Origin of the sequence: Streptomyces sp. NPDC093085 (assembly GCF_040683935.1) — a bacterium.
Lineage (GTDB): Bacteria > Actinomycetota > Actinomycetes > Streptomycetales > Streptomycetaceae > Streptomyces.
In genome coordinates, this window is sequence record NZ_JBFBFB010000001.1 from 389835 (window position 1) to 404505 (window position 14671).

Here is a 14671-nt window from a genome sequence, read left to right on the forward strand (position 1 = left end):
GCGCGGATGTCAGGGAGGTCTCAACTAGGGAAAGACTGCCGCCCAAACCCGCTCTTGATCTTGCTCACTTCACAGGAAATGGACTATACCTGTCGCGTCCGCGCCTGAAGGCCGAACACGATCCAGCACGATATTCCTGTACCACCCAGCTTCATTCGAACGCGGTGGCGGAGCCCTTCTCCTCAGAGAAGGACGGGCGACCGGTACACCGCCTGAGTCCTGGAGAAGGCGAGGACTTGAGCATGGGATCCACCTCCGCCCGAAACGACAACGCGGGCCTCGGCCGCCGTGATGTGATCAAGCGGTCCGCCGCGATCGGCCTGATCACCGTTCCGACGATGAGCTTCCTCGCCTCCTGTGCGAGCAGCGACAGCGGAAGCGACAAGAAGGTCGAGAAGGGCAAGACCTCCGAGAAGAACCCGCTCGGCGTCAACGACTCCGCGCCGCTCGACTTCGTGCTCTTCAACGGCGGGTTCGGCACGGAGTACGGGCAGGACGCCGTCAAGCAGTACGAGACGGCTTACCCCAAGGCCGAGGTGAAGTTCTCCTCGACCCAGAAGATCCAGTCCGAGCTGCAACCACGCTTCAACGGCGGCAGCCCGCCCGACCTGATCGACAACTCCGGCGCCGAGCAGATGGACATGGGCGTCCTCGCCGGCAAGAAGCAGCTCGCCGACCTGACGCCGCTGATGGACGCCCCGTCGTACGACGACCCGTCGAAGAAGGTCCGCGACACGCTGCGCCCCGGCGTCCTGGAGATGGGCCAGCTCGACGGCGACCCGGTCTGGATCATGTACTACGCCTACACGGTGTACGGCGTCTGGTACTCGCAGACCGCGCTCGACAAGCTCGACGCCGAGTACCCCGAGGACTGGGACGCGATGCTGGCCCTCTGCGAGAAGGCCAAGAAGAAGGGCATCGCCGGATGGACGTACGCCGGCAAGTACCCGTACTACATCCCGTTCTCCCTCTACCCGTTCATCGGGAAGATCGGCGGCCGTGAAGTCCTCGACTCCATCGACAACCTGGAGCCGAACGCCTGGAAGCACCCGGCCGTGAAGTCCGCCTTCGAGGCGTACTTCGAACTCTTCAAGAAGGGGTACATCCTCCAGGGCACCCCCGGACTCGACCACACGCAGTCGCAGACCGCGTGGACCGAGGGCAAGGCGCTCTTCCTCCCCAACGGTTCCTGGGTGGAGAACGAGGCGGCGAAGACCACGCCCAAGGACTTCCAGATGAAGGTGGCAGCCCCCTCCAGCCTGGACAGCTCCGACAAGCTCCCCTTCGGTACGCTCTGGGCCTCCGGCGGCGAACCCTTCATCGTGCCCGCCAAGGCCAAGAACCCGGACGGCGGCATGGAGCAGCTCCGCATCATGCTGAGCGAGGCGTCCTCGAAGAACTTCACCTCCAAGGTGAGTTCCCTTACGGCGTTCAACGGCGGCACCGACGGCCTCTCCCTCTCCACCGCGCTCCAGTCCGGCGTCGACGCGCTCGCCAAGGCGGGTGACAACGTGCTCAACCCGCGCATGCAGGACTGGTACGTCGAGCTCCAGAAGCAGAAGATCGGGGTGGGCGTGCTCGGCGAGATGATGGCCGGGCGTATGACGCCCGCCGAGGCGGTCAAGAAGTGCCAGGAGTTCGCGGACGCCACGGCCAAGGACACCTCCATCAAGCACTACAAGCACCGGTAGCGGCGGAAGCGTCCGGGGACCCCGTACGTACGAGACGGGCGGGGTCCCCCGGACACGGTCCGTCGTACGGGGTCCCAGAGCGGCACGGCGTCACGGCGCCGGAGATTCGGGGTCGGGAGACATGCAGCACGGCAAGTACCGTTTCATCGTGGGGTTCCTGATCGGGCCCCTCGCGCTGTACGCGCTTTTCGTCGTATGGCCGTTCGTCCAGTCCATCTACTACTCGTTCACGGACTGGACGGGCCTGAGTCCCGACTTCGTGATGGTCGGTTTCGACAACTACAGCCGGATGCTGGACGACAGCACCTTCTGGTCCTCGCTCCGGCACAGCCTGCTCTTCGCGCTGCTGCTGCCCGTGGTCGTCCTCGGCCTCGCGCTCTTCTTCGCCTTCATGCTCAACGTCGGCGGGCGGAACGTGAAGGGCGCGGCCATCGCGGGGGTGCGCGGCTCGTCCTTCTACAAGATCGTGTACTTCTTCCCGCAGGTGCTCTCGATCGCGATCGTGGCGCTGCTCTTCCAGTTCGCGTACAACCCGAACAGCGGTGCCATCAACGCCGCGTTCAGCGCGGTCGGCCTGGACAGCGTCAAGCCGGACTGGCTCGGCGACCCGAACCTCGCGCTCTGGTGCGTGATGGCGGTCCTGGTCTGGAGTACGACCGGGTTCTTCGTGGTCCTCTTCTCCGCGGGCATGGCCTCCATCCCCAAGGACTTCTACGAGGCGGCGCTGCTGGACGGCGCGAACCGGTTCACCACCTTCTTCCGCATCACCCTGCCGCTGCTCTGGGACACCGTGCAGTCCGGCTGGGTCTATATGGGGATCCTCGCGCTCGGCGCGGAGTCCTTCGCGGTCGTCCAGATCATGACGGTGGGCCCCGGCGGGCCCGCCGATTCCACCAATGTCCTGACCCTGCTCGTCTACCAGAAGGCGTTCCGTGACGGTCAGGCCGGTTACGCGACCACGATCGGCGTCGCCCTGCTCGTCGTCACGCTGGCCTTCTCCGCCCTCGTGATGCGCCTGGGCCGACGCGAGCGGCTGGAGTACTGATGAAGACCACCGACACCCCTCCGCCGGCCGACCTGCCCCCCGCGGACCGGCCACCGCTCCAGCGGTCCGTCACGAAGACGACCCCCGCCACGCCCAAGCAGACCACGACCGGCGGCGTCCTCAACGTCTTCTCCCACGGCGTCCTCGTCATCTGGGCCTTCCTGGTCGCCATGCCGCTGCTCTGGGCCGTCATGACGTCCTTCAAGGACGACCGGTCCATCTTCGTCAGCCCGTGGTCGCTGCCGGACCGGCTGCACTTCGAGAACTGGTCGCGCGCCTGGACCCAGGCGCATATGAGCGACTACTTCCTCAACACCATCCTGGTGGTGGCCGGTTCGCTCACGGGCACGCTGCTCTTCGGGTCGATGGCCGCGTATGTGCTGGCCCGCTTCGACTTCCCGGGCAACCGCTTCATCTACTACCTGTTCATCGGCGGGATGAGCTTCCCCATCATCCTGGCGCTGGTCCCGCTCTTCTACGTCATGAACAACCTCGGCCTGCTCAACACGATCCACGGGCTGATCCTGGTCTACATCGCCTACTCGCTGCCGTTCACGGTCTTCTTCCTGACCTCGTTCTTCAGAACGCTCCCCACCTCGGTCGCGGAAGCCGCGCTCATCGACGGCGCCTCGCACACCCGTACGTTCTTCCAGGTGATGCTGCCGATGGCCAAGCCGGGCCTGATCAGCGTGGGCATCTTCAACTTCCTCGGCCAGTGGAACCAGTACCTGCTGCCCACGGTGCTCAACACCGACCAGGACAACAAGGTCCTCTCCCAGGGCCTCGTCCAGCTCGCCGTCAGCCAGGGGTACAAGGGCGACTGGTCGGGGCTCTTCGCCGGCCTGGTGATGGCGATGCTGCCGGTGCTCGCCGCGTACATCATCTTCCAGCGCCAGGTGGTGGCCGGCCTGACGGCGGGGGCGCTCAAGTAGCCCTACCCGCGAGTACAAGGGTCGAAGGTACGGTCCAACCGCCCGCCGGTCCTTCCCGGCGGGCGGTTCGGCGCGTTCACCGCGCTCAAGGTCTTGACGGGAAGGGGCCCGAAAGCTGAGCTTAGGGTTCACAAGTTGGAGATACGTCGGGGTCTCATGGGCGCGGCCCCGGCCGGCGGCGGCGGTCGTGCCGTCCGCCCAGGGCAGGAGTGGATGAGTCGTGGAGACTCCAGGGTCGCAGTCTTCTCTGCACCGGGCCAACCTCGAACGGGTCGTACGCGCGGTGCGCATGGCCGGTTCGCTCACGCAGGCGGAGATCGCGCGCTCCACGGGGCTGTCGGCGGCCACGGTCTCCAATATCGTCCGTGAGCTGAAGGACGGCGGTACGGTCCAGGTCACCCCCACCTCGGCCGGTGGCCGCCGGGCCCGCAGTGTCTCGCTCAGCGGCGACGCGGGCATCGTCGTCGGGGTCGACTTCGGCCATACGCATCTGAGGGTGGCCGTCGGGAACCTCGCCCACCAGGTGCTCGCCGAGGAGGCGGAGCCGCTCGACGTCGACGCCTCCTCCGCGCACGGCTTCGGCCGCGCCGAGGAGCTGGTCGACCGGCTGATCGAGACCACCGGCGTCGGCCGGCGGAAGGTGATCGGCGTGGGGCTCGGGGTGCCGGGGCCCATCGACGTCGAATCGGGCACGCTCGGCTCCACCTCGATCCTCCCGGGGTGGACCGGCATCAACCCCAGCGAGGAACTGGCCGCCCGCCTCGGCGTGCCGGTGTACGTCGACAACGACGCCAACCTGGGCGCCCTCGGCGAACTGGTCTGGGGGAGCGGACGCGGCGTCGCGGACCTCGCGTACATCAAGGTCGGCAGCGGCGTCGGCGCCGGGCTGGTCATCGAGGGGCAGATCTACCGGGGCCCCGGCGGCACGGCGGGCGAGATCGGCCACATCACCCTCGACGAGTCGGGCCCGGTCTGCCGCTGCGGCAACCGCGGCTGCCTGGAGACCTTCGCGGCGACCCGCCATGTCCTGCCCCTGCTCCACTCCAGCCACGGCGCCGACCTCACCATGGAGCGCGTCGTCCAGCTCGCCCGGGACGGCGACCCCGGCTGCCGCCGGGTCATCGCGGACGTGGGCCGCCATGTCGGCAGCGGTGTCGCCAACCTCTGCAACCTGCTCAACCCCAGCCGGGTCGTGCTCGGCGGCGACCTGGCCGAGGCCGGGGAGCTGGTCCTCGGGCCGATCCGCGAGTCCGTCTCCCGGTACGCCATCCCCAGCGCCGCCCGGCAGCTCTCGGTGCTCCCTGGGGCGCTCGGCGGCCGGGCGGAGGTGCTGGGGGCGCTCGCCCTCGTCCTGAGCGAGATGGGTGATTCGACGCTGCTGGAGAGCGCCCTGCCGGGCGCCAGGACCGGCTCGGCGGCCTCGGCAGCCTCGGCCTCGGCGGCCCCGGCCTCCCCGGCCCCGTCGGCGACGCCCTCCGGCCCCGCCAGGGCCACCTCACCGGCTTCGGCTCCTGCCTTCACTTAGATTACGGATGGCACCGTTGTCATCTCGTTAAGGATTTACTCCTTGACGTCGAGTTCGGACGGGAGTTGACTTCCAGCCACCTCGGCCGCAACGTCGCGGCCTCGTCAGGGAGGTTTTTGAAGTGAACGCAACGATGCGTCGTGCGGCCGTGGCCACCGTCGCCACCGCGATGGCCGTCTCCCTCGCCGCCTGCGGCAGCGCCAAGGAGTCCGGCGACAAGGCCGAAGCGTCCAAGGCGGAGAAGAAGGGCCCGATCACCATCGGGCTGCTCCTGCCGGAGAACCAGACCGCCCGGTACGAGAAGTTCGACAAGCCGCTGATCGAGAAGAAGGTCAGCGAGCTGACCGGCGGCACCGGCAAGATCGTCTACGCCAACGCCAAGCAGGACGCCACGACGCAGAGCCAGCAGGCCGACACCATGATCACCAACAAGGTGGACGTGCTGGTCGTGGACGCGGTCGACTCGAAGGCCATCGCCAGCTCGGTCAAGAAGGCCAAGGGGGCCGGCATACCGGTCGTGGCCTACGACCGGCTCGCCGAGGGGCCGATCGACGCGTACACCTCGTTCGACAACGAAGAGGTCGGCCGGGTCCAGGGCAAGGCGCTCCTGGACGAGCTGGGGGACAAGGCGAAGTCCGGCGACATCGTCATGATGAACGGCGCGAGCACCGACCCGAACGCCGGCCTCTTCAAGAAGGGCGCCCTCTCCGTCCTCGACGGCAAGGTGAACATCGGCAAGTCGTACGACACCAAGGAGTGGAAGCCGGAGAACGCCAACGCCAACATGGAAGGCGCCATCTCCGCGCTGGGCAAGGACAAGATCATCGGCGTCTACTCCGCCAACGACGGCATGGCGGGCGGCATCATCACCGCCCTCAAGGGCGCCGGATTCACCAAGCTCCCGCCGGTCACCGGACAGGACGCGGAACTCGCCGGGGTGCAGCGCATCGTCTCCGGCGAGCAGTTCATGAGCGTCTACAAGTCCTACCCGCAGGAGGCCGAGATCGCGGCCGAGATGGCCGTCGCGCTCGCCAAGGGCGAGAAGCTCGACTCCATCGCCAAGACCACCGTGGACAGCCCCACCACCAAGGCCGTCCCGACCGTGCTCGTCCCGGTCGTCTCGCTGACCAAGGACAACATCAACGAGACCGTGATCAAGGACGGCATCTACACCGTCGCCGAGATCTGCACCGACAAGTACAAGGCCGCCTGCGACGCCGCCGGCGTGAAGTAGGACCGTACGGCCGGACCCGTACGGGCTCGACCCGTACGACCGGACCTACGGGACAGGGCGTACGTGCCGGCCCCGTACGGGATGGGTCGTACGGACCGACCCTGTGCGGGACGGGTCGTACGTACCGGCCCTGTGCGGGACGGATCGTACGGGCCGGCCCCGTACAGGGCGGATCGTACGGACCGGCCCCGTACGGCCGGTGCGCGAAAGCCGGTCCGGAGCCCCGCTCGTCAACGCCCCGCAGCCAGGGCGGGGCCCCGGACGGACCCGCGGCGGCGAGCCGTCCCCGGCCACGCCGCCGCGGGTCACCCTTCCCCCCCGTGCCCCTCGCGGCACCCCCCGCCGTACGCCGTGCTCCGTAACCCCCGCGCGGCCCGGCTCCCCCTACCCTGCTCGACCTCCGCGCCTCACCCCCGGCGCGGCATCCCCGCCGGTCAGGCGGCGAAGGAGATGGTTCATGTGACCGCTACGCCCGTGCTGGCGTTGCGAGGGGTCTCCAAGCGGTTCGGTGCCGTCCAGGCGCTCACCGACGTAGAGCTGGAGATCCACTCCGGTGAGGTGGTCGCCCTCGTGGGCGACAACGGCGCCGGGAAATCCACGCTGGTGAAGACCATCGCCGGCGTCCACCCCATTGACGACGGCGTCATCGAGTGGGAGGGCACCCCCGTCTCGATCGGCCGGCCGCACGACGCCCAGAACCTCGGCATCGCGACCGTCTACCAGGACCTCGCGCTCTGCGACAACATCGATGTCGTCGGCAACCTCTACCTCGGCCGCGAGCTGCGGAGCTGGGGCGTGCTCGACGAGGTCGAGATGGAGCGCCGCTCCCGCGAACTGCTGACCACGCTGTCGATCCGGATCCCCAGCGTCCGTATCCCCATCGCCTCGCTCTCCGGCGGCCAGCGCCAGACCGTGGCCATCGCCCGCTCCATGCTCGGCGAGCCCAAGCTCGTCATCCTGGACGAGCCGACCGCGGCCCTCGGCGTCGAGCAGACCGCCCAAGTCCTCGACCTGGTCGAACGGCTCCGCGAGCGCGGCCTCGCCGTCCTCCTCATCAGCCACAACATGGCGGACGTCAAGGCCGTCGCCGACCGGGTCGCGGTGCTGCGGCTCGGCAGGAACAACGGCGTCTTCGAGGTCGCGAACACCTCGCAGGAAGAGATCATCGCCGCCATCACCGGCGCCACGGAGAACGCCGTGACCCGCCGCGCCTCGCGCACCGTGGAGGTTCAGAAGTGAGTACGGACAAGACCTCCCCGTCGCTCGGCAAGAGCACCGGCACGGCGGACGGCGCCACCGGAAGCGCGACCGCCACCGGAAGCGCGACCGCCACCGGAAGCGCGACCGCCACCACGGCGCCCGCGCCGGTGGACGCCCCGCCCGCCGCCGACGGCGCGGTCACCGCGGTCGACCCCCGGCTCCTCGTCCGCGAGCAGGGCTTCGCCGGCTACCTCGGCGAACTCAAGCGGAAGATACGCGCGGGCGACCTGGGCTCCATACCCGTCGTCATCGGCCTCATCGTGATCTGGGCCATCTTCCAGAGCCTCAACTCCAACTTCCTCACCGCGGGCAACCTCTCCGACATCTCCGTCGCCATGGTCGGCACCGGAATGATCGCGGTCGGCATCGTCTTCGTCCTGCTGCTCGGCGAGATCGACCTCTCCGTCGGCTCGGTCTCCGGGGTCTCCGGCGCCATCGTCGCCGTGCTGAGCGTCACCCACGGCATGAACGAGTGGCTGGCCCTCGTCGTCGCCATCGTCAGCGGCGCGGCCATCGGCGCCGTCCACGGCTTCTTCTTCGCCCGCGTCGGCGCCCCCGCCTTCGCCGTCACCCTCGCCGGACTCCTCTTCTGGTCCGGCTTCATGCTCCAGATCCTCGGCGACAACGGCACCATCAACCTCGACTCCGACGGCGTCGTCGTCCAGCTCACCAGCTACTACTTCACCGACATCGCCGCCGCCTACGGCCTCGCCGTCGTCGCGGTCGCCGGATACTTCGCCACCGCGTTCTTCGACAACCGCCGCCGCGAGGCGGCCGGCGTCCCCTCCCGCCCGCTCAGCGAGATCCTGCTGCGCACCGGGCTGCTCGCCGTCCTCTCCTTCGGCGTCGCCGTCCTCTACAACCAGTACAAGGGCCTGCCCCTGGCCGTCGTGATCTTCCTGGCGGTGCTCGTCGTCACCGACTTCGTGCTGCGCCGCACCGCGTACGGCCGGAAGGTCTTCGCCCTCGGCGGCAGCGTCGAGGCCTCCCGCCGCGCCGGTATCAACGTCACGCTGATCCGGATCTCGGTCTTCTCGATCGCCGGTACGTTCGCGGCGGTCGGCGGCCTCTTCATCGCCTCCAAGATCGCCTCGGCCAACCAGGGCGCGGGCGCCGGTGACCTCCTGATGAACGCCATCGCGGCGGCCGTCATCGGCGGCACCAGCCTCTTCGGCGGCCGGGGCCGCACCTGGAACGCGCTCCTCGGTGTGCTGGTGATCGTCTCCATCCAGTACGGCCTGGCGCTCCAGGGCATCGCCTCCGCGATCCAGTTCATGATCACCGGAGCCGTGCTGCTCGCCACGGTCGTCATCGACGCGGTCACCCGCAAGACCCAGAAGACCGCGGGCCGCGCCTGACCCACAGGCCCGCCCGTACGACTCGTGCCCGGCCCCCCGGTCCACCACCGGGGGGCCGGGCACCGTCGTGTCGTACAGCCGCGTACCGAGTGACCCGAGTGACCTGAGCGTCCCGAGCGCTCCGAGTGACCGGAGCGCCCCGAGCGCCCCGTGTGACCGACGCAACCGGAGTGGCCGGCTCCGCGTCTTACCTCCGCACCGGCGCACCATGATGACCGTACAAATATGCAGTACGTACCCGTATGCAGTACGTACTCGCGAACGGGTGACGCGTGAGGGACCGCCCGTTGTCCACTCGCGAGAGTGGAACATTAGACTCGGCCGATCGGCAGGTTCGACGGCTCAAAACACGCAAGGAGGCACGGGTGGCGATGCTGACCCGCATCAGGGGACCGCGCGACCTGGACCGGCTCGGCCCGGAGCAGCTCCAGGAGCTGGCCGGCGAGATCCGGTCGTTTCTCGTCGACGCGGTCGCCAGGACCGGCGGCCACCTCGGCCCCAACCTCGGGGTCGTCGAACTGACCATCGCCCTGCACCGGGTGTACGACTCCCCGAACGACAAGGTCCTCTTCGACACGGGCCACCAGTCGTACGTGCACAAGCTGCTCACCGGGCGCCAGGACTTCTCGAAGCTGCGCGGCAAGGGCGGGCTCTCCGGCTACCCTTCGCGCGCCGAGTCGCCGCACGACATCATCGAGAACTCGCACGCCTCCACCGTCCTCGGCTGGGCGGACGGCCTCGCCAAGGCCAACGAGGTGCTGAAGAAGGACGACCATGTCGTCGCGGTCATCGGGGACGGGGCGCTGACCGGCGGGATGGCCTGGGAGGCGCTGAACAACATCGCCGCCGCCAAGGACCGCCCCCTCGTCATCGTCGTCAACGACAACGAACGCTCGTACGCGCCGACCATCGGCGGCCTCGCCAACCACCTCGCCACCCTCCGCACCACCGACGGCTACGAGCGCTTCCTCGCCCGGGGCAAGGACCTCCTGGAGCGCACCCCGGTCGTCGGCCGCCCCCTCTACGACACCCTGCACGGCGCCAAGAAGGGCCTCAAGGACTTCATCGCCCCGCAGGGCATGTTCGAGGACCTCGGCCTCAAGTACGTCGGCCCCATCGACGGCCATGACATCGAGGCCCTGGAGTCCGCGCTCCAGCGCGCCAAGCGCTTCGGCGGCCCGGTCATCGTGCACTGCATCACGGAGAAGGGCCGCGGCTACGAGCCGGCCGAACAGGACGAGGCCGACCACTTCCACGGCATCGGCCCCATCCACCCCGACACCGGCCTCCCCATCGCCGCCGCCGGCATGGACTGGACCTCCGTCTTCGGCGAGGAGATGGTCAAGCTCGGCCACGAGCGCGACGACATCGTCGCGATCACCGCGGCCATGCTCCAGCCGGTCGGCCTGGAGAAGTTCGCCGAGGCCTTCCCCGACCGGGTCTACGACGTCGGCATCGCCGAGCAGCACGGCGCCGTCTCCGCCGCCGGGCTCGCCACCGGCGGGGTGCACCCGGTCTTCGCCCTCTACGCGACCTTCCTCAACCGCGCCTTCGACCAGGTCCTGATGGATGTCGCCCTGCACCGCTGCGGCGTCACCTTCGTCCTCGACCGGGCCGGGGTCACCGGCACCGACGGCGCCTCGCACAACGGCATGTGGGACATGTCGATGCTCCAGTGCGTCCCCGGACTCCGGATCGCCGCGCCGCGCGACGCCGACCAGGTGCGCGCCCAGCTCCGCGAGGCCGTCGCCGTCGACGACGCGCCGACCGTGGTCCGCTACTCCAAGGGCGCCGTCGGCCCCGCCGTCCCCGCGCTCGCCCGGATCGGCGGCATGGACGTGCTCCACCGGCCCGAGGAGGGCCCGGCCGATGTGCTCCTCGTCTCGGTCGGCGCGCTCGCCCCGATGTGCCTGGAGGTCGCCGGACTCCTCGCCAAGCAGGGCATCACGACGACCGTGGTCGACCCGCGCTGGGTCAAACCGGTGGACGAGGCCCTCGCCCCCCTCGCCGAGCAGCACCGCGTCGTCGTCACCGTCGAGGACAACGGCCGCGTCGGCGGCGTCGGCTCGGCCGTCGCACAGGCGCTCCGGGACGCCGGGATCGACGTACCGCTGCGCGACTTCGGCATCCCGCCGCGCTTCCTCGACCACGCCTCCCGCAAGGAGGTCATGACCGAGATCGGGCTCACCGCGCCGAACATCGCCCGCCAGGTCGCCGGGCTCGTCGCCAAGCTCGACGGCCGGCTCACCGGCGCCCCCGCCGAGGCCGTCCGCGACTGACCGGCCGGGCCTCCGCCCCGCCGGCCGGTCGCGACACACCCCGCGCACATGGCGTGAACGGGCCGTTCGGGTCACTCTTCCGGAGTGCTCCGAACGGCCCATCCGTGTGAAATACGCCGATACCGGGTACGCGCACTCCGCAACCTCTCGATCATTGCCGGATGGACGCGCATACGGAGGTACGCCGGTGAGCACAGAGCAGGAACCAGCGCCGGTACGGAGCAGCCTGTTCCGGACAAAGAACGTCGAGCAGTCGATCCGGGACACCGAGGAGCCCGAGTACCAGCTCAAGAAGGCCCTCTCCGCCCTCGACCTCACCGTCTTCGGCGTCGGCGTGATCATCGGCACCGGCATCTTCGTGCTGACCGGCGTCGTCGCCCGGCAGACCGCCGGGCCGGCCACCGCCCTCGGCTTCGTCGTCGCGGGCGTCGTCTGCGCCCTCGCCGCGCTCTGTTACGCCGAGTTCGCCTCCACCGTGCCGGTCGCCGGATCCGCGTACACCTTCTCGTACGCCTCCCTCGGCGAACTCCCCGCCTGGATCATCGGCTGGGACCTCGTCCTGGAGCTCGCCCTCGGCTGCGCGGTGGTCGCCGTCGGCTGGTCCGGGTACGTACGCTCGCTCCTCGGCAACGCCGGGGCGAGCCTGCCGGACTACCTCTCGGGCACCCAGAACGGAAAGTTCGGTTTCGACCTGCTGGCCTTCCTCCTCGTCCTCGCCCTGACCGCCGTGCTCGTCGCCGGCGTCAAGCTCTCCTCCCGGCTCACCAGCCTCATCGTGGGCGTCAAGGTCACCGTCGTCCTGATCGTCATCATCGTCGGCGCCTTCCTCATCAACCCCTCCAACTACACCCCGTTCATCCCGCCCGCCCAGGAGTCCCACAGCGGCGGCGGGCTCACCGCGCCGCTCATCCAGCTCATGGCCGGGTACACCCCCACCAACTTCGGGGTGCTGGGCATCTTCACCGCTGCGGCCGTCGTCTTCTTCGCCTTCATCGGCTTCGACATCGTCGCCACCGCCGCCGAGGAGACCCGCAACCCGCAGCGCGACGTGCCGCGCGGCATCCTCGGCTCGCTCTTCATCTGCACCGTGCTCTACGTCGCGGTCTCCCTCGTCGTCACCGGCATGCAGCACTACACACAGCTCACCGTGGACGCCCCGCTCGCCGACGCCTTCAAGGCCGTCGGACACCCCTTCTGGGCCGGTCTCATCAGCTTCGGCGCGGCGGTCGGGCTCACCTCGGTCTGCATGATCCTGCTGCTCGGCCAGACCCGGGTCTTCTTCGCGATGAGCCGGGACGGGCTGCTGCCGCGCACCTTCTCCCAGGTCCACCCGAAATTCGCCACGCCCTACCGCTCCACCCTCCTCCTCGGCGTGATCGTCGCGATCGTCGCGGGCTTCACCTCCATCGAGGAACTGGCCGAACTCGTCAACATCGGCACCCTGTTCGCCTTCGTCGTGGTCGCCCTCGGCGTCATCATCCTCCGCCGCAAACGCCCCGACCTGCCGCGCTCCTTCCGGGTCCCGCTGGTCCCCTGGGTGCCGATCGCCTCCGTGCTCGCCTCCCTGTGGCTGATGATCAACCTGCCCGCCGAGACCTGGCTCCGCTTCGCCATCTGGATGGTCATCGGCTGCGTCGTCTACTTCGTGTACGGCCGCCGCCACAGCCGTATCAACACCCCCCGCTGACCCTCCGCCGACCCGTCCGGGCCCCGTGCGGGTCCGGACGGGCCCGCGAGCGGGCGTCCACCCCTCACGCGGGCTCGTCCGGAGGCTCCCGTACGGTCCTGGGGCCCACACAGCGCGCGCCGTACCCCGTGACCCGCAGCCGCAGTTCGCGGTCGGCCGTGACCACCACACACCCCACGCCGTCCCGCGCCGCCTCCTCGGCCAGCTCCACGATCCGGTCGTCGCCGCTGCCGGGCGCCGGTTCCACCCGTACCCCCGGCACCGCCGTCACGCCCCGGGCCGCGCCCTCCACGACCAGCACCACCTCGACCGGTCCCGGCTCGCCCGCCACCCCGGCCGAGGCGAACGGCACCAGCGCGTCCCGCAGCCGCTCGGTGGCCCCGCGCCGGTCCCGCCACCATCCGTCGGGGACGGACCCCACCACATTCGCCGCGTCGACGATCACTCTGTTCAGCACCCCCGCAGCGTGCCACAGCCGGCCACGGGCGCCGCCCCGCCCGCGCGTACGATCGGGTACGGGATTCTTCTCGCGCCCGGGAGGTGGCGGCAGGCCATGACACCGACCACCGGATGGCTGCTGCGCGGCAGGGACGGCAGGCTCACGGCGTACGCGGCCACCCCCGGCGCCGTCCTCCGCTGGACCGAGACCCGCCCCGGCGGCCCCGACTGGGAGGGCCCCAGGGAGCTGCCCCTGCCCGGACTGCTCCCGTATGTCGCCCTCGCCCGGAGCGCCGAGGGGTACGTCCATCTGCTGGGGGTACGGGACCGGGCGCGCTCCGGGGAGGCCACGGAGCGCGATCTCGTCCACGCCGTCCAGTACCAGACCGGCCGGCCGCTCCGCGACTGGCAGTCGGTGGGCAACCCGCACGGCAAGGACCGCGCCAAGGGCGCCCGGATCGGGCTGCCCTCCCTGGTGCTGGACACCACGGGCTCCGTCCACCTCTTCGTACGGAACGCCAACGGCGGCCTCTCGGCCAAGCACCAGTCGCCCACCGGGCGGTGGCAGCCCTGGGGCGGCGCCAACGCCGAGAACACCACCCTCACGGGTGAGACCGCCGCCGCCACCACCGACGGCGGCGCCATCGACATCCTCGTCCCCGCCGAAGGCGCCGCCGTGCGCTGGCTGCGCCCCAGACCCGACGCCAAACTGGAGCGCGCCGACGAAGAACCCACGGCGGCCGTCGCCCCCGGCACCGTCACCGCCGAGTGCACCGGCACCGGGCGGCTCACCCGCTTCTGGCGCGACGCCGGTGACACCACCGTCCGCGCCTGGCGCCCCGGCGCCGCCCCCGCCCCGCTCGGCGGCCCCGGCACGGGCCCGCTCGCCCCGCTCCGTACCCCCGTCGACGGATACGACTGCACGATCCTGGCCGGCCGGGGCCCCGACGGACGCCCCCAGGTCGCCGCTTACCCCACCGAGGACGAGGACGCGGGCCTCGACTGGACCCCCACCGGCACCCCCTGCGCCGGCGTCCCCGCACTCGCCCTCGACGGCACCGGCCGGGTGGTCCTCGCCGCCGTCGCTCTCGACGGCACCCTCCGCGTCACCCGCCAGAAGGACGAGTCCGGGCTCGCCCTGGAGGCCTGGCGCACGGTCTGACGCGCCGTGCGGGAACGCCCCGCCCCGGGACCGGCACGGCCCCGTACGGCGACCGTACAC

At 70.0% G+C, this 14671-nt stretch carries 11 protein-coding genes; 10 read left to right on the forward strand and 1 reads right to left on the reverse strand.

Going from position 1 to position 14671, the window contains the following annotated elements; all coding sequences use genetic code 11:
* Positions 1–242 precede the first annotated feature (242 nt).
* The 9 genes from ngcE (at position 243) to AB0O07_RS01595 (ending at position 13011) form a co-directional block, all read left to right on the forward strand.
* Entirely contained in the window at positions 243–1691 is a 1449-nt protein-coding gene (gene ngcE / locus AB0O07_RS01555) for an N-acetylglucosamine/diacetylchitobiose ABC transporter substrate-binding protein (RefSeq protein ID WP_365625112.1), read from the forward strand.
* 121 nt (positions 1692–1812) lie between these two features.
* Entirely contained in the window at positions 1813–2736 is a 924-nt protein-coding gene (locus AB0O07_RS01560; protein ID WP_365625115.1) for a sugar ABC transporter permease, read from the forward strand.
* Positions 2736–3668 carry a carbohydrate ABC transporter permease gene (locus AB0O07_RS01565; RefSeq protein WP_365625118.1) on the forward strand — a complete coding sequence of 311 codons (933 nt, stop codon included), beginning with the start codon at positions 2736–2738 and terminating at the stop codon, positions 3666–3668. The genes AB0O07_RS01560 and AB0O07_RS01565 overlap by 1 nt, the downstream gene beginning before the upstream one ends.
* Positions 3669–3888: 220 nt before the next feature.
* Positions 3889–5193: an ROK family transcriptional regulator gene (locus tag AB0O07_RS01570; RefSeq protein ID WP_365625121.1), complete on the forward strand. Its 1305-nt coding sequence runs from the start codon at positions 3889–3891 to the stop codon at positions 5191–5193.
* Between the two features lie 133 nt (positions 5194–5326).
* On the forward strand, positions 5327–6427 hold the full coding sequence (locus AB0O07_RS01575; protein WP_365627881.1) for a substrate-binding domain-containing protein: 1101 nt from the start codon (positions 5327–5329) through the stop codon (positions 6425–6427).
* 450 nt (positions 6428–6877) lie between these two features.
* Positions 6878–7666, forward strand: coding sequence for an ATP-binding cassette domain-containing protein (locus tag AB0O07_RS01580; RefSeq protein WP_365625124.1), 789 nt, complete (start codon positions 6878–6880; stop codon positions 7664–7666).
* Positions 7667–7794: 128 nt separating this feature from the next.
* On the forward strand, positions 7795–9045 hold the full coding sequence (locus AB0O07_RS01585) for a sugar ABC transporter permease (RefSeq protein ID WP_365627884.1): 1251 nt from the start codon (positions 7795–7797) through the stop codon (positions 9043–9045).
* Positions 9046–9410: 365 nt separating this feature from the next.
* A complete protein-coding gene (dxs, locus tag AB0O07_RS01590) occupies positions 9411–11324 on the forward strand; it encodes a 1-deoxy-D-xylulose-5-phosphate synthase (protein ID WP_365625127.1) in 1914 nt (637 codons plus the stop codon).
* Positions 11325–11511: 187 nt separating this feature from the next.
* Positions 11512–13011 (forward strand): amino acid permease, encoded by a 1500-nt coding sequence (locus tag AB0O07_RS01595; protein WP_365625130.1) that lies wholly within the window; start codon positions 11512–11514, stop codon positions 13009–13011.
* Positions 13012–13075: 64 nt separating this feature from the next.
* Here AB0O07_RS01595 and AB0O07_RS01600 read toward each other — a convergent pair whose 3' ends face one another.
* A complete protein-coding gene (locus AB0O07_RS01600) occupies positions 13076–13465 on the reverse strand; it encodes an NTP pyrophosphohydrolase (RefSeq protein ID WP_365627886.1) in 390 nt (129 codons plus the stop codon).
* A gap of 99 nt (positions 13466–13564) precedes the next feature.
* Here AB0O07_RS01600 and AB0O07_RS01605 point away from each other — a divergent pair, with 99 nt between their 5' ends.
* Positions 13565–14611, forward strand: a complete 1047-nt coding sequence (locus AB0O07_RS01605) for a hypothetical protein (protein WP_365625133.1) — start codon at positions 13565–13567, stop codon at positions 14609–14611.
* Positions 14612–14671: the final 60 nt, after the last annotated feature.